This window comes from Paraburkholderia podalyriae, from assembly GCF_014397785.1.
GTDB lineage: Bacteria > Pseudomonadota > Gammaproteobacteria > Burkholderiales > Burkholderiaceae > Paraburkholderia > Paraburkholderia podalyriae.
Genome location: NZ_VZQQ01000005.1, coordinates 89,339 through 111,384, shown reverse-complemented (window position 1 = coordinate 111,384; position 22,046 = coordinate 89,339). Strand labels below are relative to the sequence as shown.

Here is a 22,046-nt window from a genome sequence, read left to right as displayed (position 1 = left end):
AGTTAAGCAAACCAGAACAACGGTTACGACGGCCCATACCGGTCGATTTGAAGAAAGGAGACAACTGATGTCAGTAGCTGATCATGGCGCGACTCCGGAGCTGACGCCGGTTCCCGCGCACGTATCGCCTGAGCGAGTGTTCGACATCGATATCTACAATCCGCCGGGTGCTGAAGACGACTACCATCTGTCGCTCAAGCGATTGCATGCCGAAGGCATTCCCGACATTCTGTGGACACCCCGCAACGGCGGACACTGGGTCGCGACGCGCGGTGATGACATCTATCACATCCTCAAGGACTACGAGAATTTCTCGTCGAAGCAGCTCACGGTGCCGCTGGTCGAGCATCAACCGTTGCCGCCGATCTTCTTCGATCCTCCGCAGCACACTGCCTATCGCGCGCTGATCGCGCCAGCGTTCATGCCGCAGGCGATCGGCAAGCTCGAGGAGAAGGCGCGCGAAATGGCGATCGAACTGATCGAGGGCTTTTATCCCAACGGCGAGGTGGAATTCGTATCGGGCTTTGCGCAGCATCTGCCGATCGGCATTTTCATGAACATGGTTGCGTTGCCCGTTGAGGATCGCGAGTACTTGCTCGGCCTCGCCGACAAGATGGTCCGACCGGTCGATGCCAACGAGAAGCTCCAGGCGCTGGGTGCGATTTTCCAGTACCTGGGAGTGAAGATTGCGGAACGCCGCGCGAACCCGGGTGACGACCTGATCAGCAAGATCGTCCATTCGAAAATAGACGGGCGCTCGCTCACCGACGAAGAAGTGCGCGGGCTTTGTGGTCTCGTGCTGATCGGCGGCCTCGACACGGTTGCCTCGGCAATGGGCTTTATCGCGCGGTTCCTCGCCGGCAGCCCGGCCCACCGCAAGCAGCTCATCGACAACCCTGATCTGACGCAGAAGGCCGTGGACGAGCTTCTGCGACGTTTCCCGGTGGTCAATCAAGGGCGGCGAATCACACACGATTTCGAGTACAAGGGCGTACCTATGAAGGCGGGCGACATGATCATCATGCCGACTACGCTGCACGGTCTGGACGACCGAAAGTTCGACGATCCGCTGAACGTCGATTTCACTCGCCCCACGCCGATTCATTCGACGTTCGGAAATGGTGCGCATCGTTGTCCCGGCTCGTTCCTTGCACGCGTGGAGTTGAAGGTTTTCCTTCAAGAGTGGCTCAAACGCATTCCGGATTTCCAGATCAAGCCTGGCGAGAAGGCGGGTGTGCACGGAGGTGTGAACGGCACGCTGTACCACTTGCCCCTTGTCTGGGAGGTGGTCCGCTGACGATCGGTCGCCATGGCCTGAGTGAGCCGTTGCGCCTACGTGCGGCGCTGGAAGGCGGTCAGCGGCTCGGTGCGCGCGTCAGATGGCGCGCGCCGACCGCTCCATTTGGGCGCGACCCTGGCCCAGGCACCTGCCCTGCAGTTTTATGGAGACGCTTTGCTCATCGCTCGCCAGACGACCTTCATGGCGTGACGGAACGAGTCCGCATTAACTGTGTCAGCGTCGGACCGGCGAAGAAAGACGACCAGACCTTGCAGATGTGAAAGGAGTAGGGCGCCGCGCAACGTGCATTCTCCCGAGGGCAAGGTTGGGTTGATCTGCGCGATCAGTTCCGCCAGGAGACCCTGAAAATCCGCAGTAGATTTCGCCATCAGGGCATGCAGAAAGGGCTCATGCTCTGCCAGACTCCAGGATTCCAGCACAAAGGCGCTAACGCGATTTCCGCCGTTTGCCGTCAGTACAGAGAACGCCTCGTCGACGATGACATCCAGTCGCGCCTCCGGTGGCCGGGATCTGTCTTCGGCGATCGTCCGATAGTGCTCGAAATAGCGGTCCGTGTATGCCTCGATCGTGGCCCGCAATAGTTCTTCGCGGGTGCTGAAGTAGTGCTGCAAGGTCCTCAGTCGAATCCCTGCCTCGCTGGCGATGCGGCGTTGAGTGAAACCAGCGTTACCTTCGGATGCGAAGACCTCGATCGCCACTTCGATGATGGCGGGCACGCGGGTCGTTCTGTTCCCGCGCCGTTTGGGCCCGTCTGCTGCGGTGTTGCCGAGGTCTGCCGATGAGATGGTCAGGTCTTTCATCTGTTGTGCTCTCCTTGGCGTCTGCTGTCCTCGCGCTTGTTTGCCAGTCCGGGATGTGTATCTGCGGGCTATGCCCTACGTGATACGAGCGACGTTCGATCCTGATCGGGCAGCGCCGGCATTAATCTGATGATAGTCAGATGACGAATAAATATGCGTCTTCCGACTAATTAGCTTTTAGATAAAGTCTGATCACGTCACTCGCGACATCACACATCCTACCGGAATAAAGGGTAGGTTTGTCCATACCAGCATTTCCCCTGGTGTCATCTGGGCTTGATAATGGGTCGGCTGACTACTAGTATTTAGTCAACCGACACATTACGTCGGAACCCGGCCATTCCCGCTGTGTCGCGAGCCGAAGCAGCAAATACGCAGGGTTTGGGGTTGGCTGGTTAGCGTCGCCAATATGCGTTCGCGGTTGTGATGTCAGCAGCGCGCACAGGGCGGTAGAAGGAGCTGGACATGAAGCTTGGGGAAAGTTCTTTGCGTTCGCTGATCGACAAGTGGATTGCGCCCACTGCAACCACCTCGGTGCACATCACCCGATGCACTTTCGCAAATTCAGGCCAGACGAAATGTGTACTTGCGCGGTCGTCCGCCGCTGAGAACGCTTTCGCGATATTCTTCTTTCGGCACGACGACGGGGCATGGCGCGTGTTCCCGCCTCCTCCCCGCAAACCAGAAAGGCACTTCTACGCAGCAACGGGATAAGGGATTCGTCTGATCGCGGTCCATGACCAGCCTGTACAAAAGGACTGCCAAGGAAACTGATCCGATCGCACAAGCGTTTTCGGCTGCTTCCGCGATTCGTCCTGCTTTCGCGCTGCGTCCTGCTTTCGCGCTGCGTCCGGCCTGCCTATCGATTCATCATCCGCTCTGACGGTTTTCCGAAAGCCATCCATGGTTTGCATCGCCAATCTGCGCAGTCGAAGCGGACACCTCGCCAATGGAAGCGTCACCACTGTCTCGTCAGCGTCACGCACTCTGCACGCATTGGGCACCAGTGCGATTCTGGCCATGCGCGGACCGCTTCGAGTTCATCAACGAACTCAAATCCACGTTTACCCCGCATTTAGAAAGTCGTTCGGAAAATTGCATCACTTAGGGGTGAGCGAGCGTTGACAGTCGAGTTTCGAGCGTTTATCTTTCCGAACAGCATTCGCATTCTGGTGACGCGGTTGGAAGGATCTGAGACGCGATGCTGACGAGGTAGGGAGGCCGGTTTCGCTTCATTGCAAAAGTCTGCGGCAGTCCAACGGCCTTGGGCCCTTCCTGCGGCAGCTCGACAAAGACAAGAGGAGACGCATGAAACAGAAGACTCTAAAGCCAAGTGCGATCAGCCTTGGCGTGCACGCGACCTGCATCGCTGCAGCGTGCGGGTTGTGGAGCGCGAACGCCAACGCCTTCCACTTCGATGTGCCGAACCCGGACATCGACATGGAATGGGACAACACGTTGCGTGCGGACTACGACATCCGGCTTCAGAACCCGAGCCACTTCTACACGAACAGCCCGACCTACGACGAAGGCGATCTGTCGACACCGAAGTTCAGCACGATCCAGTCGATGCTGAACCTCTACAGCGAATTCGATTTCAAGTACAAGGAAACGACCGGCTTCCGCATCAGTATGGACGCGTGGTACGACCCGACGTTCAAGAATCACAATACGAGCAATCCTGCATTTCCTCCGAACTATCCGAATAACGAGTACACCAGCTACGTCAAGAAGTACTACCAGGGGCCGAGCGCCGAGCTGCGTGATGCGTTCGTGTTCCACACGTTTGACCTCGGTGGTCACTCGGTCAACGTCAAGCTCGGCCGGACTGCGGTCACCTGGGGGCAGTCGGCGTTTGCCACGCTGGGGGGCGCGAACTCGGTGGCCATCGGTCAGCAGCCGCTCGACCTGATGAAACTGACGCAAAGCCCGAGCGCTTCGCTGAAGGAAATCGTGTTGCCGACGGCTCAGGCCAACGTGACGACGAACATTACCGACACGTTCTCCCTCGGCGCACAGTACACGTTCGAATGGAATCACGATCGGCTGCCTGAAGGCGGCACGTATTTCGGCGGCGCGGATCCTATTCTTTACGGCCCTCCGATCGCCAGCTACCAAAACATTCCGGGGCTGGGCACATTCGCGATTCCGCGCATCGCGCCGACCAAAGGCCAGATCGGCGATTTCGGCATCGACGGCAAGTGGCGCGTCGATTCGATCGCAACGACCTATGAATTCACGTACCGCCACTTCGCGATGAAGATGCCATGGGCGGCGGTGCTACTCCCGGGTGCCGGACCGGAACTCTTCCCAGGCACCAACCTTCCTGGTGTTACGGCGAAGTACGGCAACGACGTGAACCTGATCGGCGCTGGCTTCAACAGTGCGATCGGCAGCGCGGCAGTGGCAGGCGAGCTGTCGTATCGCTGGAATATGCCACTGAACGCCGTGAACACGACGACCGTCAATGATGCGCCGACGGGTCGCACGCTGCACGGCCTGCTGAACGTCACGCAGTCGTTCGGCAAGACGCCCGTGTGGGACAACATGTTCCTGCAGGCGGAATTCGCGTTCAACCAGCTGCTAAGCGTGCAATCGAATGCGCGGAACTTTGCCAATTCCAGCTATGACACCACGGGCCAATGTTCGGCATCGGGCAACTCCGCGTTTAACAACTGCTCGACGCGCTTCTGGGCCGGGATCGGCATTGGTGCGAGCCCGCAGTGGTATCAGGTTTTCCCTGGGGTTGATTTGACGATGCCACTGTTCGTTAATCTGAATCTGAAGGGCTACTCATCTGTCATCGCGCCAGCGGCCGAAGCACAGGGGCAGAACACCTTCGTGATCGGGCTTGATTTCACGATCTACAACAAGCATGAGGTGGACATTACCTACACCTACTACCTGAACAAGAAGGGGTACTCAACGGCGGGAGCCGCGACGGCGCTCGGTGCACCGTACAGCGACAAGTCGTGGATCGGCATCACCTATCAGACAACGTTTTGATGATGGAGGCACGTGTGAAAAGATTCCCAAAGCTTCTTAAGGCGCTGGCGATACTCGCCGCGGTTTGGGCCTCACCGTATACGCTGGCAATCGAGAGTGGGACCACGCCGTTCGGAGCGGAAATTGCCGGCAACAAGGACGGCACGATTCCCGCATACACGGGGGGCATCAAGGACTTTCCGACCGGGTTCAAGGCCGACTCCGGAAAATGGGCCGACCCGTTTCCTGGTGAAAAGCCGGTTCTGCAAATCACGGCTCAGAACTATCAGCAATACACCGACAAACTGAGCGCCGCCTCGATCGAGCTGTTCAAGCGCTATCCGACTTACCGGATGGACATTTACCCGACGCACCGCTCGGTTTCGTATCCGGACTGGTACCTTCAGAACTCGGAAAAGGACGCGGAAAGTGCCAAGCTCGAAAAAAATGGCCTTTATGTCGATGGGGCGTTCGGCGGCAAGCCGTTCCCGGTGCCGAAAAACGGACAGGAGGCGCTGTGGGACTGGGAAATGCGCTACGTCGGAACGGCCCAGAAAAACAACGTGAAGACGTGGCTCGTCGATTCGAGCGGCACGCCGATTCTTGCTGCGCAGTTCAAGAGCTCGCTGCAGTTTCCGTATTTCGAGCCGAAGTACGAAGCGGAGTTTCGCAAGAAGGGTCCCCTCGCGATCTGGTATCAGGTATATAACGACTACGCGTCACCGGCCCGCCTGATTGGCGACACGTCGCTCTTCTGGTACTTCACGGATTCGGCCGATCACGATCAGCAATCATGGGAATACAACCCAGGCCAACGCCGCGTGCGCGTGGCGCCCGATCTCGCCTACGACACGCCGAACCCCGGCTATTCCGGCGCGATCACGATGGACGACATCCAGTTGTTCTACGGCAAGATCGATCGCTGGAACGCGAAGCTGGTCGGCAAGAAGGAAATGTACATTCCGTACAACGACTACAAGCAGCAGTACGACACGCCGGCCAGCAAGATCACCACGCCGCATTTCGTGAATCCCGATTATGTCCGGTGGGAGCTGCACCGCGTATGGGTCGTGGAGTTGACGCTCAAGCCGGGTGCGCGTCACATCTACAGCAAGAAGACGCTGTACTTCGACGAGGATGGCGGCGGGGGAATGATGGATGCCTATGACCAGTCCGGCAAGCTCTATCGCGCCGGCTTTGAGACCACGGTTCCAGCGTATGACTACAAGGTGCCGTATTCGCTCGGCAACTGGTTCTACGACTTCAACAGCGGCATTTATATCTTCGGCAGCCATCCGGCGGACTCGCCCGGGATTTTCTTCAACGTGAACTTCTCGAACGACTACTTCACGCCGGAGCGTATGCAATCCGCGGGTGTGCGCTAATTGCGCGCCGAGTTGAGGATGAGGTATTGAGTGATGCGTCCCGCCCGGCTTGCCTGGCGGGACGCATCACCAGCAGGGGCGGGTTTGAGTCGTGCGCATCGAAAGTAGTGTTGTTCGCTTTTGGTATTGGATCAATCTGGAAACGGAGACAGTTTTGAAGAAGCACCGGATATTGATTAAGGGCACGAGGAAGGAGCGCAGCACGTGCGCCGTGCCGGCTATGGCACGGCGCACAAAGAAGTTTTCATAAAAAGCTCAGGACTGTTCGCGTGATCGATCGCCAGTTACTGTGAAGGAGACACAATGCGCAAGACCCTGTTTCGCTGGCTGGCACTCGCCGCCGCGGCATGCGCCGCGAGCGGGTCGGTCTATGCCGAATTCGCCGACCCGATGCGCTCGCCCGCCGTCATCAACCCGCAGGCCGCGCATGAACCGCTGATGGCGCTGGCGCAGGCCGGACAGCGCCTGGTCGCGGTGGGTCCGCGCGGAGCAATTCTCGTATCGGACGACGCGGCCATGCACTGGCGCCAGGTACAGGTGCCGGTGAGTTCCGATCTGGTGGCCGTTACGTTCAAGTCGGCCGCGCTGGGCTGGGCCGTCGGACACGACGGCGAGGTGCTCCATACCACCGACGGTGGCAATAGCTGGGCGCGACAGCTCGACGGCCAGCAGGCGGCCAGGCTGATGAGCGAGTACTACGCGAAGCAACAGGGCGATTCACCCGATCTCAAGGCATCGCGCGAAGAGGCCGAGCGCTTCGAAGCAGACCATGGAGGCCGTCCGTTCCTCGACGTCTGGTTCGATGACGAGCGTTCCGGCTGGGTCATCGGTTCGTTCAACATCATTTTTCACACCGACGACGGTGGCAAGAGCTGGGTGCCCTGGTTCGATCGAGTTGACAATCCCAACGCGTTGAACCTGCATGCGATGCGCCGTATCAACGGCACGCTTTATATCGCGGGCGAACAGGGGCTGCTGCTCAAGCTCGATGCCGACAAGCAGCGTTTCGTCGCGGTGCCTACACCGTCGAAGGGTAGCTTCTTCGGTCTCGCTTCCACGCACAACGCGATGATCGTCTACGGTCTGCTCGGCAACGCGTATCGCTCCACCGACGGCGGCGCGACCTGGGACAAGATCACGCTGCCGACCGGCGCGAGCATTCTCGCTTCGGCTGAACTGCCGAACGGTCACCTTATTCTCGCGACCCAGGCGGGCGAGCTGCTCGAGAGCGTCGACCAGGGGGCAACGTTTCATACACTCGGCGCGAGCCAGCCGGGCGGCATCTTCGCCATGGCGCTGCGCGGCGACACCGCGGTGCTGGCCGGCGCGGCCGGCCTGTCGCGGATCACATTGTCGAAGTCGCACTAAGGGGGAGCAGACATGGCTGGCGGTAACAATGCCCAATTCGACAAGATGCCCGTCGTGGCAGATCTTGCCCAGTTCGATTCACAGTCAGGCAACGCGCTTGAACGGTTGATCTTCAACCGCCGTCCCTGGCTCATCGTCATATGCGCGATCATCACCGCGGTGCTAGGGTTCCAGGCGCTGCGGCTCGAGGTGAATGCGAGCTTCGAGAAGATGATTCCGCTGTCGCATCCGTACATCAGGAACTATCTCGCCAACAAGGCGGACCTGAAAGGCCTCGGCAATTCGCTTCGGATCGTCGTCGAGAATCCCTCGGGCGACATTTATGATCCGAAGTATCTCGCCGCGCTGCGGCGTATCAATGATGCGTTGTTCCTGATTCCGGGCGTCGATCGTCCTGGCGTGAAGTCGATCTGGATGCCGATTGTTCGCTGGAATGTGGTCACCGAGCGCGGCTTTGCGGGCGGACCGGTGATGCCGGACGGGTTCGACGCGTCCGCGCAGGCTATCGGACAGCTACGAACGAACGTCGCGCGCGCCAACATCGTGGGCAGCATCGTATCGAATGATCTGCATTCGAGCATGATCCAGCTACCGCTGCTCGATCATTATGCCGATACCGGCAAACCGCTCGACTACGCCAAGCTTTCACACCAGATCGACGAGGTCATCAAGAACGAGGGTCACGGCGAGGTGCACGTGCACGTGGTGGGCTTCGCGAAGCTGATCGGCGACCTGATCGACGGTCTCAAGCTGGTGGCGATGTACTTCGGCGTGGCCGCGGCGATCGCCCTCGGCGTGATCTTTCTCTACACGCGCTGCTATCGCAGCACATTGCTAGTGGTGGCGTGTTCGCTGATTGCGGTGATCTGGCAGCTCGGCATCATTCGCACGCTCGGCTATGTGCTGGATCCCTATTCGGTGCTGGTGCCGTTCCTCGTTTTCGCTATCGGCGTGTCGCATGGCGCACAGAAGATGAACGGGATCACGCAGGACATTGGGCGCGGAACGCATCGCTATGTAGCGGCGCGCTACACGTTCCGGCGGCTCTTTCTCGCCGGTCTTACGGCGTTGCTCGCGGACGTGGTTGGCTTCGCCGTGCTGATGGTCATCGACATTCCGGTGATCAAGGATCTTGCGTTCACGGCGAGCGTTGGCGTGGGCGTGCTGGTGTTCACGAATCTGCTGCTACTGCCGGTACTACTCTCCTATGTTGGCGTAAGTCCCTCGGCTGCACGACGTAGTGTGCGCGGCGAACAGAACGACGCACGCGGCACCTCGTCGGCGGGCGCGCTGTGGAATCTGCTCGACCGCTTCACTGAACGGCGCTGGGCCGTGGGTGCGATCGTTTGCGCTGCGGCACTCACGGTGGCCGGCTGGTCGATCAGCCAGCATCTGCAGATCGGCGACCTCGATTCGGGCGCGCCGGAACTCAGGCCGGACTCGCGCTACAACCTCGACAACGCGTACACCAATGCGCATTTCGGCCTGTCGAGCGACCTTTTCGTCGTGGTCGGCAAGTCGTCGCACGGCACTTGCGACGCCAACAACTTCCCGCTCGTGCTCGAAGCCGACCGACTCGAAACCACACTACGCGGGGTACCGGGCGTGCAGACGACGACGTCGGTCGGCGGCCTCGCGCGCTGGGTAACGGCGGGCTTTTACGAGGGCTACCCGAAGTGGTACACGATAGACCGCGTGCCTTCGATCGTAAATAAGACGGTGTGGCAAATCCTGCTCGATCATCCCGATCTGCTGAGCCAAACTTGCGGCACGGCGCCCGTCATTGCCTATCTGACCGATCACAAAGCCGCGACGCTGTCGCGCGTCATGGAGGCCGCGGAAGCATTCGCGAAAGCCCACAGCGACGCCGATCACCAGTTCCTGATGGTTGCCGGCTCGGCGGGTATCGATGCGGTGACGAACGTGGTCGTCGCGAAAGCGAATCGCACCATGCTGTTCATGGTGTATGCGGCGGTGATTTTGCTGTGCTTCATCACATTCCGCAGCTGGCGCGCTGTCGTGGTCGCCGTCGTGCCGCTCGGGATCACTTCGGTGCTGTGCGAGGCGCTGATGGTCAAGCTCGGCATCGGCGTGAAAGTGGCGACGCTGCCTGTGATTGCATTGGGCGTGGGGATTGGCGTCGACTATGCACTCTATCTGCTGAGCGTGCAGCTCGCGTATCAGCGTGCCGGGCAACCGCTGCGCGTAGCTTATCGCCATGCGGTGCAGTTCACGGGCAAGGTCGTGGCGCTGGTCGGCGTAACGCTGGCTGCCGGCGTCGTGACATGGACGTTCTCCCCGATCAAGTTCCAGGCCGACATGGGCATCTTGCTCACGTTCATGTTCCTGTGGAACATGATCGGCGCGCTGATCCTCATTCCGGCGCTGTCGCATTTCCTGTTGCAAGGAATATCGCGTAAGGCGGTGGCGAAGAGCGCCGCGGCCGGTCCCGCGAACGTCGAAGCCCGTAACGGCGAGGTGACGCTGCGGTAGCGGTGCTGTAACGCGTGCCGCTTTGCGCGCGGCACCGTCCGCGGTACAAAAGAACTGGCCCGCGATCCGCCGGGATAGCGGGCCAGTCTGTGTTCAACTCAATCGGCGCGTTAGGGCGAGCGCCTCTCGCTTTTCTACACGACGGACATCGGGAAGCTCAGGATCTCCGAAACCCCGCCGTCGACCATCAGCATTTGCCCGTTCATGTAGGAGCTTGCCTCGGAGGCGAGAAACACGGCGACGCCACCGAGTTCTTCGGGGTTTCCCCAGCGGCCAACGGAGATATGCGAGCGCACGATCTCCTTCATTTGCGGATTCGACGTGACGGGCTCGGCCATATCGGTGAGGAAGTAGCCGGGGCAGATGCCGTTGCAACGAACGCCGTGCCGACCCAGCTCTGCGCCGAGCGATTTCGTGAGTCCGGCAACGGCGTGTTTGCTCGCCACATACGCTTGAAGCTTCTCGCGGCCGAGCACCGACACATAGGACCCGACGTTGATGATGCGTCCGTGTCCGCGTTCGATCATGGGGCGCGCCACTTCCTGCGCGAGCAGGTATGCGGCCGTGACGTTGGTATCCATCGTTCGTTGCCACATGTCTACGTTCGACTCGAAAAAATCGCTCCACTCGCAAATGCCCGCGTTGTTGAGCAGTACGTCGATGCGTCCGTGGCGCGCAAGGACGTTGCGAACGCCGTTTCGGATTGCGTTCTGATCGGTGAGGTCGAACGGTTCGATATCGACGTCGCCGCCCGCTTTGCGAATCGATTCCGCGGCGGTTTCGAGGCTTGTGCGCGAACGCGCGCAGAGGATGACGGTCGCACCGGCCGATGCCAACGCGGACGCCATGGCAAAGCCGAGACCGCGCGACGCGCCGGTGACGAGCGCAATCTGTCCTTCCAGTGAAAACAGTTTCATAGTCTGACTCCGTGGATCATGCGAAGGCTGGTTACTGGTGGCGAATGACGATCTTGCCGAAATGCTTCTGGCTTTCGAGGTGCCGCAGCGCATCCGGCACATGCGCAAAGTCGTAAGCAGAGTCGATGACCGGCCTGAGTTCGTGCAATGCGATTGCGCGATTCATCGATTCGAAATCCTGACGGGAGCCGACGCGGATCGGCGCGATCGATACTCCGCGTGTGAAGAACCCTTCGCCGGCAGAAGGGGCGCCGGTCAGCAGCCCCACGACGCTGATCCGCCCGCCGTCCCGTGTGGCGGCAATGGACTTGCCGAATGTTTGCGCGCCGCCCACCTCGACGACCAGATCGACTCCACGGCCATCGGTCAGGCTCAGCACGGCGTCGTCCCAATTCGGCGTGTCGCGGTAGTTGATCGTGGCGTCGGCACCGAGCTCGGTCAGGCGCTTGAGCTTCGTTTCGCTTGACGAGGTAGCGATCACGCGCGCGCCGAACAGTCGTGCCAGTTGCAGAGCGAAGATCGATACGCCGCCGGAGCCTTGCACGAGGACGGCTTGGCCCGGCAGCAGGGGCGCATGCTGGCATAGCGCGTTCCAGGCGGTGACGGCGGCGCAGGGCAGCGTTGCGGCTTCCTCGTCGGAAAGATGAGGCGGAACACCAACCAGCTCCTCCTCGCTTAGTACGACCTTGTCGCGGAGCATGCCTTCGACAATAGCGCCGCGGCCCAGGGTATCTGCGTGTTGCGGGCGCGCGCCGCCGTGCCAGTTCTCCGCGAAATTGCCGATCACCCGGTCGCCGGGCTTGAAGCGCCGTACGCCCGGACCGACGGCAAGCACGACGCCGGCGCCGTCCGAGGCCGGAATGAAGTTGGGTGCCATCCAGTCGCGAAACGCACCGTTCATCAGCAGCAACTCGCGAAAATTCAGCGAACTTGCATTGACCTGCACCAGTACCTGATGAGCGCCGGGCGGCGCCGGATCGGGTTCCTCGCATAACGCCAGGCCCGCAATGCCTTCAAAACGCTCGCATCGATAAAGCTTCATTTGTCGTCTCCATGGTTTTGAACGAGAGCGTCGAATTCGTTGTCGAGCGACGCTTTCCTCACTCTTCTCGTTGACAGGGGCAAAAAGATGAGTTCAGAATATGGAACATTGTTCAACAAAGCGTTCGGAGCGTCAAATTGAAGATACTGGTCGCGGTGAAGCGCGTGATCGACTACAACGTGAAACCCCGGGTGAAATCAGACGGCTCGGGCGTCGATCTGGCCAACGTGAAAATGGCCATGAACCCGTTCGACGAGATCGCGGTGGAGGAGGCGGTGCGCCTGAAGGAAGCGGGCGTGGCGAGTGAAGTCGTCGTGGTATCGGCGGGAACCGCGCAATCACAGGAGGTACTGCGTACCGCACTCGCCATGGGGGCGGATCGCGCCGTGCTCGTGGAGAGCAATGAAGGTCTGCAGCCGCTCGCAGTCGCCAAGCTGCTGGCCGCCGTGGCCGCACGGGAAACCCCGCAACTGGTGTTGCTCGGCAAGCAGGCCATCGACAACGACGCTGGCCAAACCGGGCAGAAGCTCGCCGCAATCCTCGGCTGGCCGCAAGCGACGTTCGCGTTCAAGACGGAAGTGGACGGTCAACAACTACTCGTCACGCGTGAGATCGATGGCGGGCTCGAACGCGTCGCGCTCGATCTGCCGGCCGTGGTCACGACGGATTTGCGCCTCAATAGTCCGCGCTATGTGACGCTGCCCAACATCATGAAAGCCAAGAAGAAGCCTCTGGAGACGCTGAGCCCCGAGGCGTTGGGCGTAGACGTCGCGCCTCGACTGAAAGTTCTCGAAGTGACCGAGCCGCCGGCGCGTAAGGGCGGCGTGATGGTTCCGGACGTTGCAGCGCTGATTGAAAAGCTTCGAAACGAAGCGAAGGTGATCTGATCATGACGACTCTCGTAATCGCCGAACACGACAACGCAACCCTCAAGCGCGCCACGCTCAACGCCATCACGGCGGCGGGCGCAGCGGGCGGCGAGATTCATGTACTGGTGGCGGGCCACGGCGCGTCGGCCGTCGCGCAACAAGCTGCGAACGTCGCCGGCGTCGCCGAAGTGCTCGTCGCGGATGCACCCGAATACGCGCACGGGTTGCCGGAAAATCTCGCCGCACTAGTCGTTTCACTGGCCCGCACCTATACACATGTGATCGCAGCGTCCACGGCCGTGGGCAAAAACTTCATGCCCCGGGTGGCCGCGTTGCTCGACAGCGCGCAGATTTCCGATGTCGTTTCGTTCAAGGCACCTGATATTTTCGTGCGCCCGATCTATGCCGGCAATGCACTCGCAACGGTGCAATCCTCCGACCCGATCAAGGTCATCACGATTCGTCCGACCGCGTTCGATGCCGCATCCACCGGCTCGGCCACCGCGCCGCTACGCGCGGTTGCGTCGGCACCGGCTTTCGACAAGGCCCGTTTTGTCGGGCAGGAACTCACGAAGTCGAGCCGGCCGGAGCTTGCCGCGGCGAACATTGTGGTGTCGGGCGGCCGCGGCATGCAGAACGGCGACAACTTCAGGCTGCTCGACGCGCTTGCGGACAAGCTTGGCGCCGCGGTCGGAGCGTCGCGTGCGGCGGTCGACGCGGGCTTCGTGCCGAACGACTATCAGGTCGGTCAGACGGGCAAGATCGTCGCGCCTCAGTTGTATATCGCGGTGGGCATATCGGGGGCCATTCAGCACCTCGCCGGCATGAAGGACTCGAAAGTCATCGTCGCGATCAACAAGGACGCCGAGGCACCGATCTTTCAGGTCGCCGACTACGGTCTCACCGCCGATCTCTTCGACGCTGTCCCGGCGCTGACCGCTGCGCTCGATTGACGTTCGCCCGGATTGACAGCAATCCGCGCGTCAGCCTAGCATCTGAACGCCGTTCATAGAAATTGAACATATAGTTGCATATAGACCGCCAACCGCGCGGCCGCCAGATAAAAAGCCGGAACCGGCGCCTACGCCGGCCACATCACGAAGGAGATATCAATGGGTAACAGAGGTCCCAATTCGGGTGAACACATTGTCCGCCTCGATTTTGTCCCGAAGGACAGTTACCTGTCGAAGCAATTTCTCGAGCGGGAGAACGAGCGCCTTTGGCCGCACGTGTGGCAGGTTGCCTGCCGGCTGGAAGAGATTCCCAACGCCGGCGACTACGTTACCTTCGACGTGGCCGGCGAGTCGATCATTGTGGTGCGAACGGCGGCGGACCAGATCAAGGCCTTTTTCAACGTCTGCCAGCATCGTGGCCGCCGCTTGACCAACGGCTGCGGCAAGGCCGCAAAATTTCACTGCGCCTATCACGGCTGGCAGTGGAATCTGGATGGCAGCGTGGCGCGCGTGCTCGATCGCGATGACTGGGCCGGCTGCCCGGAAATGACCGACGGCGATCTGCATCTCACCGATGTTCAGGTGGACACGTGGGGCGGTTTCGTTTTCATCAACATGGATCCGAACGCCGAGCCGCTCGCTAAATTTCTCGATCCGGTGCCGGAAATCACGAACTGCTTCGAGTTCGAGAAGATGCGCTACCGCTGGTACAAGTCGATTCGTCTGCCGTGTAACTGGAAGGTCGCACTCGAAGCGTTCAACGAGGGTTATCACGTAGCGGCAACCCATCCTCAACTGCTGGACGTCGCCGGAGACGACGTCACGCGCAGCTTCGCCTACGGCCGTCACGGCATGTTCGGCTACGCGACGGCCACGCGGATGATCGGCGCGCCTTCGCCGAGAACCGGCAAGCCGATGCCAGAGGACGTACGCCAAGGTCTCGTGAACTTTTTTCGTGTCATGGAAGAAACGCTGAAGGCGATCAATACCGCGCGCGACTACGAAGCGGCGAAGCGGCTGATGACCGAGATGTCTCCATCGGGTAACCAGTTCGAAGTCCTCGCAAAGGCGATGGATTTTCAGCGCGAAGCGGCCATCGCGGAAGGCGCGGGCTGGCCCGAGGTCTCTTTCGAGCAACTGGGTCGCGCGGGAGCGGACTGGCACGTCTTCCCGAACCTCATATTTCTGCCGTATCCAGACGGCGCGCTGTTTTACCGCGCACGGCCGGATGGCGATAACCCCGATTCGTGCATCTATGACATCTGGTCGCTGCAGCGCTTCGCGCCGGGCGCGGAGCCGCCGCTAAAGCGTGAGTTCTATTACGGCGTGGATGACTGGAAGGAGAACGCACATGAGAACTTCGGCCTGATCCTGTGGCAGGACTTCCAGAACATGACCAACGTGCAGCAGGGCATGAAGTCGCGCGGCTTCAAGGGTTCGCGCACGAATCCGCTGCAGGAAACGTCGGTATCGAACTTCCATCGCGCGCTGCGCGATTTCATCGCGCGGGAGGAGTGATGTCGACGAGCTGGGACGCAACCTACGACTTCGTGGTGGTCGGCAGCGGCGGCGGTTCGATGTGTGCGGCGCTTGCTTGCAGGTCGGTGGGCAAGGAAGTGCTCATCATCGAGAAGCAGGCGAAGGTCGGTGGCTCGACCGGATATTCGGGCGGCGTCTGGTGGCTCCCGAACAATCACGTGATGAAGCGCCACGGCGTAAGCGATTCATATGAGCGCGCACGCCAGTACTTCGACGCCGCGGTAACGTATCAAGGCCCGGGTACGTCGAATGCGCGACGCGAGGCTTACTTGCGCACCGGGCCGAAGATGGCTGAGTTTCTCGAACAGCAGGGGATGCAGTTCGTGTACGCGGACGGCTGGTCCGACTACTACGACACGCTGCCCGGCGGCGAGCCGCGTGGTCGTTCGCTGCTGGCAAAGCTGTTCGACGTGAAGGAGTTGGGCGAGTGGGCGCCGCGTTTGTCGCGCTACAAGGGCCCGTCGATGCCTGCCAGCTCGGACGAGTACCCGACACTGTTTCTGATGAAGCGGACGTGGGGCGGCAAGCGCAAGGCGATGCAACTGGGTGGCCGCATGCTCTACCAGAAGATCACCGGCAAGGAGCTCGTGGCCAACGGCGCGGCGATTCAGGGACGCATGCTCCAGATGGCGCTCCGCGCGAACGTGCCGATCTGGACGGACACGCCGGTGCGAGAGTTTATCGTTGAAGAAGGGCGCGTGGTCGGCATCGTCGCGGTGCGCAGCGGCCGCGAGTTGCGCGTGCGCGCTCGCCAGGGCGTGCTGCTCAATACCGGCGGCTTTTCACACAACGCAGAAATGCGCCGCAAGTACCAGCCGCAGCCGTCGTCCGCGGACTGGACCAATGCGAATCCGGGCGATACCGGTGAAATCCTGCAAGCCGCGATTGCGCTCGGCGGCGCAGTGGATTGCATGGAGGAAGCGTGGTGGGTCGTGACGTCGCTCGGTCCCAACGAGGAACTGCCCGAAGGTGCACGCGCGCCGGATGGCTCGCCGCTGCCGTTCATGCATCACCTCGACCTGTCGCTGCCGTTTTCGATCATGGTCGATCAGGACGGCGAGCGCTTTTGCGACGAAGCGGGAGCGTACATGGAAATCGGTCAACGCATGTACCAGCGTCACAGGCAGACGGGTAAGGCCGTTCCCGCGTGGGTCGTGATGGACAGCCGGCAGCGTAAGTACTACCCGTGGGGCACGGCGATGCCGGGCCAGATTCCGCAGAAGTGGCTCGACAGTGGATACATGATCAAGGCTGACACGCTCGAAGAACTGGCCGCGAAATGCAGTATCGACCGGGCTGGGCTGCTCGAGACCGTCAAGCGCTTCAACGGCTTCTGCGAAACGGGCGTCGACGAAGATTACGGTCGCGGCTCGCGCGCATTCGATCGCTGTCACGGGGACCCGACCATCAAACCGAACCCCAATCTCGGGCCGATCGAGGAAGGGCCGTTCTACGCCGTGCGCATGTATCCAGGGGATGTGGGCACGGCAGGCGGTCTCGTGACCGACGAGTTCGGACGTGTGCTGAAGGACGACGGTTCGCAAATCCCTGGGCTGTACGCCACCGGCAACTGCACGGCATCCGTGGTTGGCCGCTGTTATCCGGGCGCCGGCAGCAGCATCGGCGCATCGTTCGTGTTCGGTTACATCGCGGCGCTGCATGCGAGCGGCGCGCAAAAGATCTGGTGACACAGGAGAGTGACGAATGAATGCCTATCAGCCGCCCAGCAGCGAAGTCCTGGTCGACATCTACAGGCGCATGGCGCTCATCAAGCAAAACGATGAGCGCTTTCGTGCCGTTATCAAGGCCGGCAAGCTGGTGATGCCGTACTACTCGCCGCGCGGCCAGGAAGTGATTCCGTCGGCGATGTCGGTGTGTCTCACCGACGACGACTACATCTGCACGATCTACCGCGGCATTCACGACATGATCGCCAAGGGCGTGCCGCTCAAGGAACTCTGGGCTGAGCTCGGAGGGCGAGTAACGGGCACGTGCAAAGGCAAGGGCGGCCCGATGCACGTCACGCATCCCGCGTCGGGCGTCATGGTGACGACCGGCATTGTCGGCAGTTCGATGCCGATCGCAAATGGGCTTGCGCTCGCGGCGCAGATTCGTGGTGAGCCGCGCGTGACCGTGGCCTACTTCGGTGACGGCGCGTCGAACATTGGTGCCTTCCACGAGTCGCTGAACATGGCGTCCGTGTGGAAGTTGCCGGTGATTTTCGTCTGCCAGAACAACGGCTATGCCGAGCACACCAAATACGCGTATGGGACGTCCGCGCCGAACATCGCCCAGCGCGCCGTCGCGTACCAGATGCCGGGCATCACGGTGAACGGCAACGATCCGATTCAGATGCACAGGGCGGCGCATGAGGCGGTCGAGCGCGCGCGCAACGGCGGCGGCCCGACGCTGATCGAAGCGAACACGTTCCGCTTTCAGGGGCACGTGTTCGGCGACCCGGACGCCTATATGGACAAGCACGAAAAGGCCGCCTGGGTCGCGAAGGATCCCGTGCCGCTGTTCCGTCAGTGGCTCATCGATGCGAAGCATGCGACCGAGGAGCAACTGGTTGCGACGGAAGCCGAACACGAGGCGCAGATCGACGCTGCGGTCGAATTCACGCTGTCGAGCGAATATCCCGATGTCGCGGAGCTTCGGCGCGACATCTTCAAGGACGAGGTGCTTGCATGAGCCAGCAGCCAACCAACATCAACACCATCCAGGCGGTCAACTTCGCGCTCGACGACGCGATGGCCGCCGACGCCAACGTCATCGTGCTGGGTGAAGACGTTGCCGACGGCCAGGAGGGCGGCATTGTCGGCGTAACGAAGGGACTGTCGTCGAAATACGGCACGTCGCGGGTGCGTTCGACGCCGATTTCGGAGCAGGCCATCATCGGTGCGGCAATCGGCGCTTCGATCGTCGGGATGCGTCCTGTGGCGGAAATCATGCTGATGAACTTCACGACCGTCGCGATGGACATGATCGTGAATCACGCCGCGAAGCTGCGGTTCATGTCGGGCGGACAGACCCATGTGCCGATCGTCATCCGCACCATGACGGGTGCTGGCTTCGGCACGGGTGGCCAGCACGCCGACTACCTCGAGGCCTGGTTTGCGCACGTTGCCGGCATCAAGGTCGTCACACCGTCGAATCCTGCCGATGCGTATGGCCTGATGCTGTCCTGCATCCGCGATGACGACCCCTGCCTTTTCATCGAGAACATGCCGTCCTACTGGAACCCGGGCAGTGCGCCGGAGCGCGGCGTGGCGATTCCGCTTGGCAAAGCCAACGTCATTCGCGCGGGTACCGACGTGACGGTGATCAGCTACAGCCGCCGCGTGCAGGAAGCCATGGCTGCTGCCGAAGTGCTGGCGAAAGAGGGTGTCGCCTGCGAAGTGATCGATTTGCGCACTGTCTCTCCGTTGGATACCGACACTATCCTGACTTCGGTTGCAAAAACCGGGCGTGCCGTTGTCGTGCACGAAGCCGTCAAACCGTTCGGCGTGGGTGCGGAAATCGCATCCCGTATCTACGAAGCCCTCTTTCGCGAGCTCAAGGCGCCCGTGCAGCGAGTGGGCGCGCAATTCTGCCCGGTGCCGTTCTCGAAGCCACTCGAAGATGCGTTCGTACCGGGCGTGGCCGAAATCGAATCGGCGGTTCGCGCGACGCTGAAATGACAAGCACGAACACCCGGAATTCCATCATCAATAGAGCAAGGTCATGACCACACAAGTTCTGCTTCCCAAACTGGGCTTTTCCATGAACGAAGGCACGCTAGCCGAATGGCTGGCGGACGACGGCGCAACCGTGAGCGAAGGGCAGATTCTCTACGCGCTCGAGAGCGACAAATCGATTCAGGAAGTCGAGTCGCCCGCATCGGGCACGCTGCGCATCGTTGCCCAGGTTGGCGAGGTGTATCCCGTCGGCACGGTGCTGGCGGAAATCGTCTGATTGGCCGCAGGCCGTCACGCTATCCAACAGTCGTTCGAAGAGGCATCCGCGATGAGTGTCGAATCCGTTACTACGCGAGCGCAGTCCAATGTGAATACCGGCCCCGGCGAGGCCGCAGTCCCCGCGTTAGGCGCGAATCTGCCGCCTTGGCCGCAGGTCGATTTCGCCGAATTCGGCGAGGTGGAAATCAAGCCGGTGTCGCGCATGCAGAAGCTCACAGGAGCCTTCCTGTCGCGCAACTGGCTGACGATCCCGCATGTGACTCACCACGACGACGCTGATATTACGTCGCTCGAAACCTATCGCAAGGCCCGCAACGAGGCGGGCACGGCGGTTAAGCTGACGCCGCTCGTCTTCCTTATCAAAGCCGTGGTGCGGGCGTTGCAGGAGTTCCCGCAATTCAACGCGTCGCTCGACGGTGACGGCAAGAACATCGTTCTGAAGAAGTACTTCCACATCGGGGTCGCCGTGGACACGCGCTTCGGATTGCTCGTGCCGGTGCTGCGCGATTGCGACAGGAAAAGCGTCGAAGAAATCGCGGTGGAACTTGCAGCAATTTCGCAGAAGGCGCGCGAAAAGGGTTTATCGATGGCAGAGATGTCGGGCGGGTGCTTTTCCATTAGTTCGCTCGGCGGCTTTGGCGGGACTGGTTTTACGCCTATCGTCAATGCGCCGGAGGTGGCGATTCTCGGCGTGACTAAAACCCGGCTGGCAGCCGCGCCGGCGGACGACGGCGGCGTCAGCTGGCGCAAGATGCTGCCCCTGTCGCTCAGCTACGACCATCGCGTGATCAACGGAGCCGACGCGGCGCGGTTCGCCGCATTCATTGGAACCGTGCTGGCCGATCCGCAGACGCTCGCTGGCTAACAGTCGATCTGACAAAACAACGACGGGATTGAGATGAGAACCCTTGGCGAGATGATCGAGCGAAACGCTCGCTTGCATGCCGATCACACGGCGCTCGTATACGCCGACCGGCGTCTGACGCACAGTCAGTTGGCGGAGCGTGCACGCCGCTTTTCGGGAGCGCTATACCAGCGCGGCCTGCGGCGCCAGGACCGGGTTGCGATCCTCGCGATGAATTGCGCGGAGTACTACGAGAGTTACCGTGCATGCGAGTGGGCCGGCTTCATTCTGGCAACCGTCAATTTCAGGCTGGCTCCCGCGGAGATTCTTTATATTCTTCAGGATGCGGCGCCTAAAGCGCTCGTATTCGAAGCTCAGTATGCCGATGTCGTGAACGGACTGCGTTCGCAACTGCCGGAAATCGAGCAGTACATCTGCATTGGCGACGCGCCGGAATGGGCCGTTTCGTTCGAGGCGGTGATGAAAGCCGGCCCAGTGCAAGGGCCGCCGATCCGTTCGAAACCGGAAGACTACGCGTACCTGATGTACACGAGCGGCACCACGGGGCGTCCCAAGGGCGTCGTGCGCACGCACCATGCCATGTGCGTCACTGCGGAAAGCTGTGCGCTCGTGACGGAGTTTTCGGGCAATACCCGTGTGCTACAGACGACGCCGGCGTTCCACGTCGGTGGGATTGGCTTCGTTAATTCAGTGGCCTGGATGGGCGGCACGACGGTCGTACATCGCGCGTTCGAGCCGAAGCAAATGCTCGAGACGATCGCGGAAGAACGCATCACCTTCACGTTCATGGTTGCCGCGATGCTTCAGGCGGTCCTCGATGTGCCCGAACTGTCGAGCTATGACGTGTCCAGCATCGAGAATATCGTCACGGCGGCAGCGCCGGTGCCTGCGCCGCTGCTGTCGCGCGGAATTCAGGCGCTCGGCCCGGTGTTTTCGGTCCAGTACGGCATGACCGAGAGCAACGCCTGCTGGTTGCCCGCGCATGAGGTCAAGCCGCTCGGGTCCCCGGAACAGGTAAGGCGTCTCGCATCAGTGGGGCGCCCGTGCCCCGGCATCGACCTGCGCATCGTCGACGATCACGGCAACGATCTGCCGCAAGGCCAGACCGGCGAGGTCTGGCTGCGCTCGCAGACGCAGTTGAGTGGCTACTGGAACAACAGCGTGGCGACGGTGGAAGCACTGCGCGATGGCTGGTATCGCTCGGGCGACATGGGCTACCAGGACAAGGACGGCTACATTTTCCTCGTCGACCGCAAGAAGGACATGATCATTTCCGGCGGCGAGAACATCTACAGCCGTGAAGTCGAAGATGCGCTGCTCCAGCATCCGGCAGTCATCGACGTGGCGGTGATCGGCGCGCCGCACGAGAAGTGGGGAGAGTGCGTCAAGGCGATCGTCGTTTTACGCCGTGGCGAGCAAGCGGGCGAAGCCGAATTGATCGAGTTCTGCCGCGGCTTGATTGCGAGCTACAAATGTCCGAAAGCGATTGTATTCGTCGACGAATTGCCGAGGCTGCCGACGGGAAAGATCAGCAAGGTAAGTCTGCGCAAGCAGTTTGCCCAGTGAACGGCAAT

At 61.0% G+C, this 22,046-nt stretch carries 17 protein-coding genes; 14 read left to right on the top strand and 3 right to left on the bottom strand.

The genetic code is table 11. The features are described 5' to 3' along the window. Positions 1-67: 67 nt before the first annotated feature. A complete protein-coding gene (locus F6X42_RS07525; protein WP_187633587.1) occupies positions 68-1,297 on the top strand; it encodes a cytochrome P450 in 1,230 nt (409 codons plus the stop codon). A gap of 143 nt (positions 1,298-1,440) precedes the next feature. On the opposite strand, the gene F6X42_RS07520 is transcribed toward F6X42_RS07525, so the two are convergent. Next, the gene (locus F6X42_RS07520) at positions 1,441-2,100 is read right to left on the bottom strand and encodes a TetR/AcrR family transcriptional regulator (protein WP_187633586.1); all 660 of its coding nucleotides are present in this window, start codon (positions 2,098-2,100) and stop codon (positions 1,441-1,443) included. 1,308 nt (positions 2,101-3,408) lie between these two features. Between F6X42_RS07520 and F6X42_RS07515 the strand changes: the two genes are divergently transcribed. From F6X42_RS07515 to F6X42_RS07500, 4 genes are all read left to right on the top strand, one after another. Continuing rightward, complete coding sequence (locus tag F6X42_RS07515; protein ID WP_246530007.1) at positions 3,409-5,106, top strand: DUF1302 domain-containing protein; 1,698 nt, start codon at positions 3,409-3,411, stop codon at positions 5,104-5,106. 14 nt (positions 5,107-5,120) lie between these two features. Then, complete coding sequence (locus F6X42_RS07510) at positions 5,121-6,470, top strand: DUF1329 domain-containing protein (RefSeq protein WP_312892538.1); 1,350 nt, start codon at positions 5,121-5,123, stop codon at positions 6,468-6,470. A 303-nt stretch (positions 6,471-6,773) separates the two neighbouring features. Beyond that, positions 6,774-7,838: a WD40/YVTN/BNR-like repeat-containing protein gene (locus F6X42_RS07505; protein WP_187633585.1), complete on the top strand. Its 1,065-nt coding sequence runs from the start codon at positions 6,774-6,776 to the stop codon at positions 7,836-7,838. Between the two features lie 12 nt (positions 7,839-7,850). Beyond that, entirely contained in the window at positions 7,851-10,331 is a 2,481-nt protein-coding gene (locus F6X42_RS07500; protein WP_187633584.1) for an efflux RND transporter permease subunit, read from the top strand. A 134-nt stretch (positions 10,332-10,465) separates the two neighbouring features. On the opposite strand, the gene F6X42_RS07495 is transcribed toward F6X42_RS07500, so the two are convergent. Continuing rightward, positions 10,466-11,248 (bottom strand): SDR family oxidoreductase, encoded by a 783-nt coding sequence (locus tag F6X42_RS07495; protein ID WP_187633583.1) that lies wholly within the window; start codon positions 11,246-11,248, stop codon positions 10,466-10,468. A 31-nt stretch (positions 11,249-11,279) separates the two neighbouring features. Next, the gene (locus F6X42_RS07490; protein ID WP_187633582.1) at positions 11,280-12,290 is read right to left on the bottom strand and encodes a zinc-dependent alcohol dehydrogenase family protein; all 1,011 of its coding nucleotides are present in this window, start codon (positions 12,288-12,290) and stop codon (positions 11,280-11,282) included. Between the two features lie 137 nt (positions 12,291-12,427). Here F6X42_RS07490 and F6X42_RS07485 point away from each other — a divergent pair, with 137 nt between their 5' ends. The 9 genes from F6X42_RS07485 (at position 12,428) to F6X42_RS07445 (ending at position 22,038) form a co-directional block, all read left to right on the top strand. Then, entirely contained in the window at positions 12,428-13,177 is a 750-nt protein-coding gene (locus F6X42_RS07485) for an electron transfer flavoprotein subunit beta/FixA family protein (protein ID WP_187633581.1), read from the top strand. A 2-nt stretch (positions 13,178-13,179) separates the two neighbouring features. After that, positions 13,180-14,112, top strand: coding sequence for an electron transfer flavoprotein subunit alpha/FixB family protein (locus tag F6X42_RS07480; RefSeq protein WP_187633580.1), 933 nt, complete (start codon positions 13,180-13,182; stop codon positions 14,110-14,112). 159 nt (positions 14,113-14,271) lie between these two features. Next, a complete protein-coding gene (locus F6X42_RS07475) occupies positions 14,272-15,630 on the top strand; it encodes an aromatic ring-hydroxylating oxygenase subunit alpha (RefSeq protein WP_187633579.1) in 1,359 nt (452 codons plus the stop codon). Next, entirely contained in the window at positions 15,630-17,339 is a 1,710-nt protein-coding gene (locus tag F6X42_RS07470; protein ID WP_187633578.1) for an FAD-binding protein, read from the top strand. Before F6X42_RS07475 ends, F6X42_RS07470 begins: the two co-directional genes overlap by 1 nt. Positions 17,340-17,355: 16 nt before the next feature. Then, the gene (locus F6X42_RS07465) at positions 17,356-18,342 is read left to right on the top strand and encodes a thiamine pyrophosphate-dependent dehydrogenase E1 component subunit alpha (RefSeq protein ID WP_187633577.1); all 987 of its coding nucleotides are present in this window, start codon (positions 17,356-17,358) and stop codon (positions 18,340-18,342) included. Then, positions 18,339-19,331, top strand: coding sequence for an alpha-ketoacid dehydrogenase subunit beta (locus F6X42_RS07460; RefSeq protein ID WP_187633576.1), 993 nt, complete (start codon positions 18,339-18,341; stop codon positions 19,329-19,331). Before F6X42_RS07465 ends, F6X42_RS07460 begins: the two co-directional genes overlap by 4 nt. A 43-nt stretch (positions 19,332-19,374) precedes the next feature. After that, positions 19,375-19,605, top strand: a complete 231-nt coding sequence (locus F6X42_RS07455) for a biotin/lipoyl-containing protein (protein ID WP_018425497.1) — start codon at positions 19,375-19,377, stop codon at positions 19,603-19,605. A 51-nt stretch (positions 19,606-19,656) separates the two neighbouring features. After that, entirely contained in the window at positions 19,657-20,472 is an 816-nt protein-coding gene (locus F6X42_RS07450) for a 2-oxo acid dehydrogenase subunit E2 (protein WP_187633575.1), read from the top strand. Between the two features lie 33 nt (positions 20,473-20,505). Further along, positions 20,506-22,038, top strand: coding sequence for a class I adenylate-forming enzyme family protein (locus F6X42_RS07445; protein ID WP_187633574.1), 1,533 nt, complete (start codon positions 20,506-20,508; stop codon positions 22,036-22,038). Positions 22,039-22,046 lie beyond the last annotated feature (8 nt).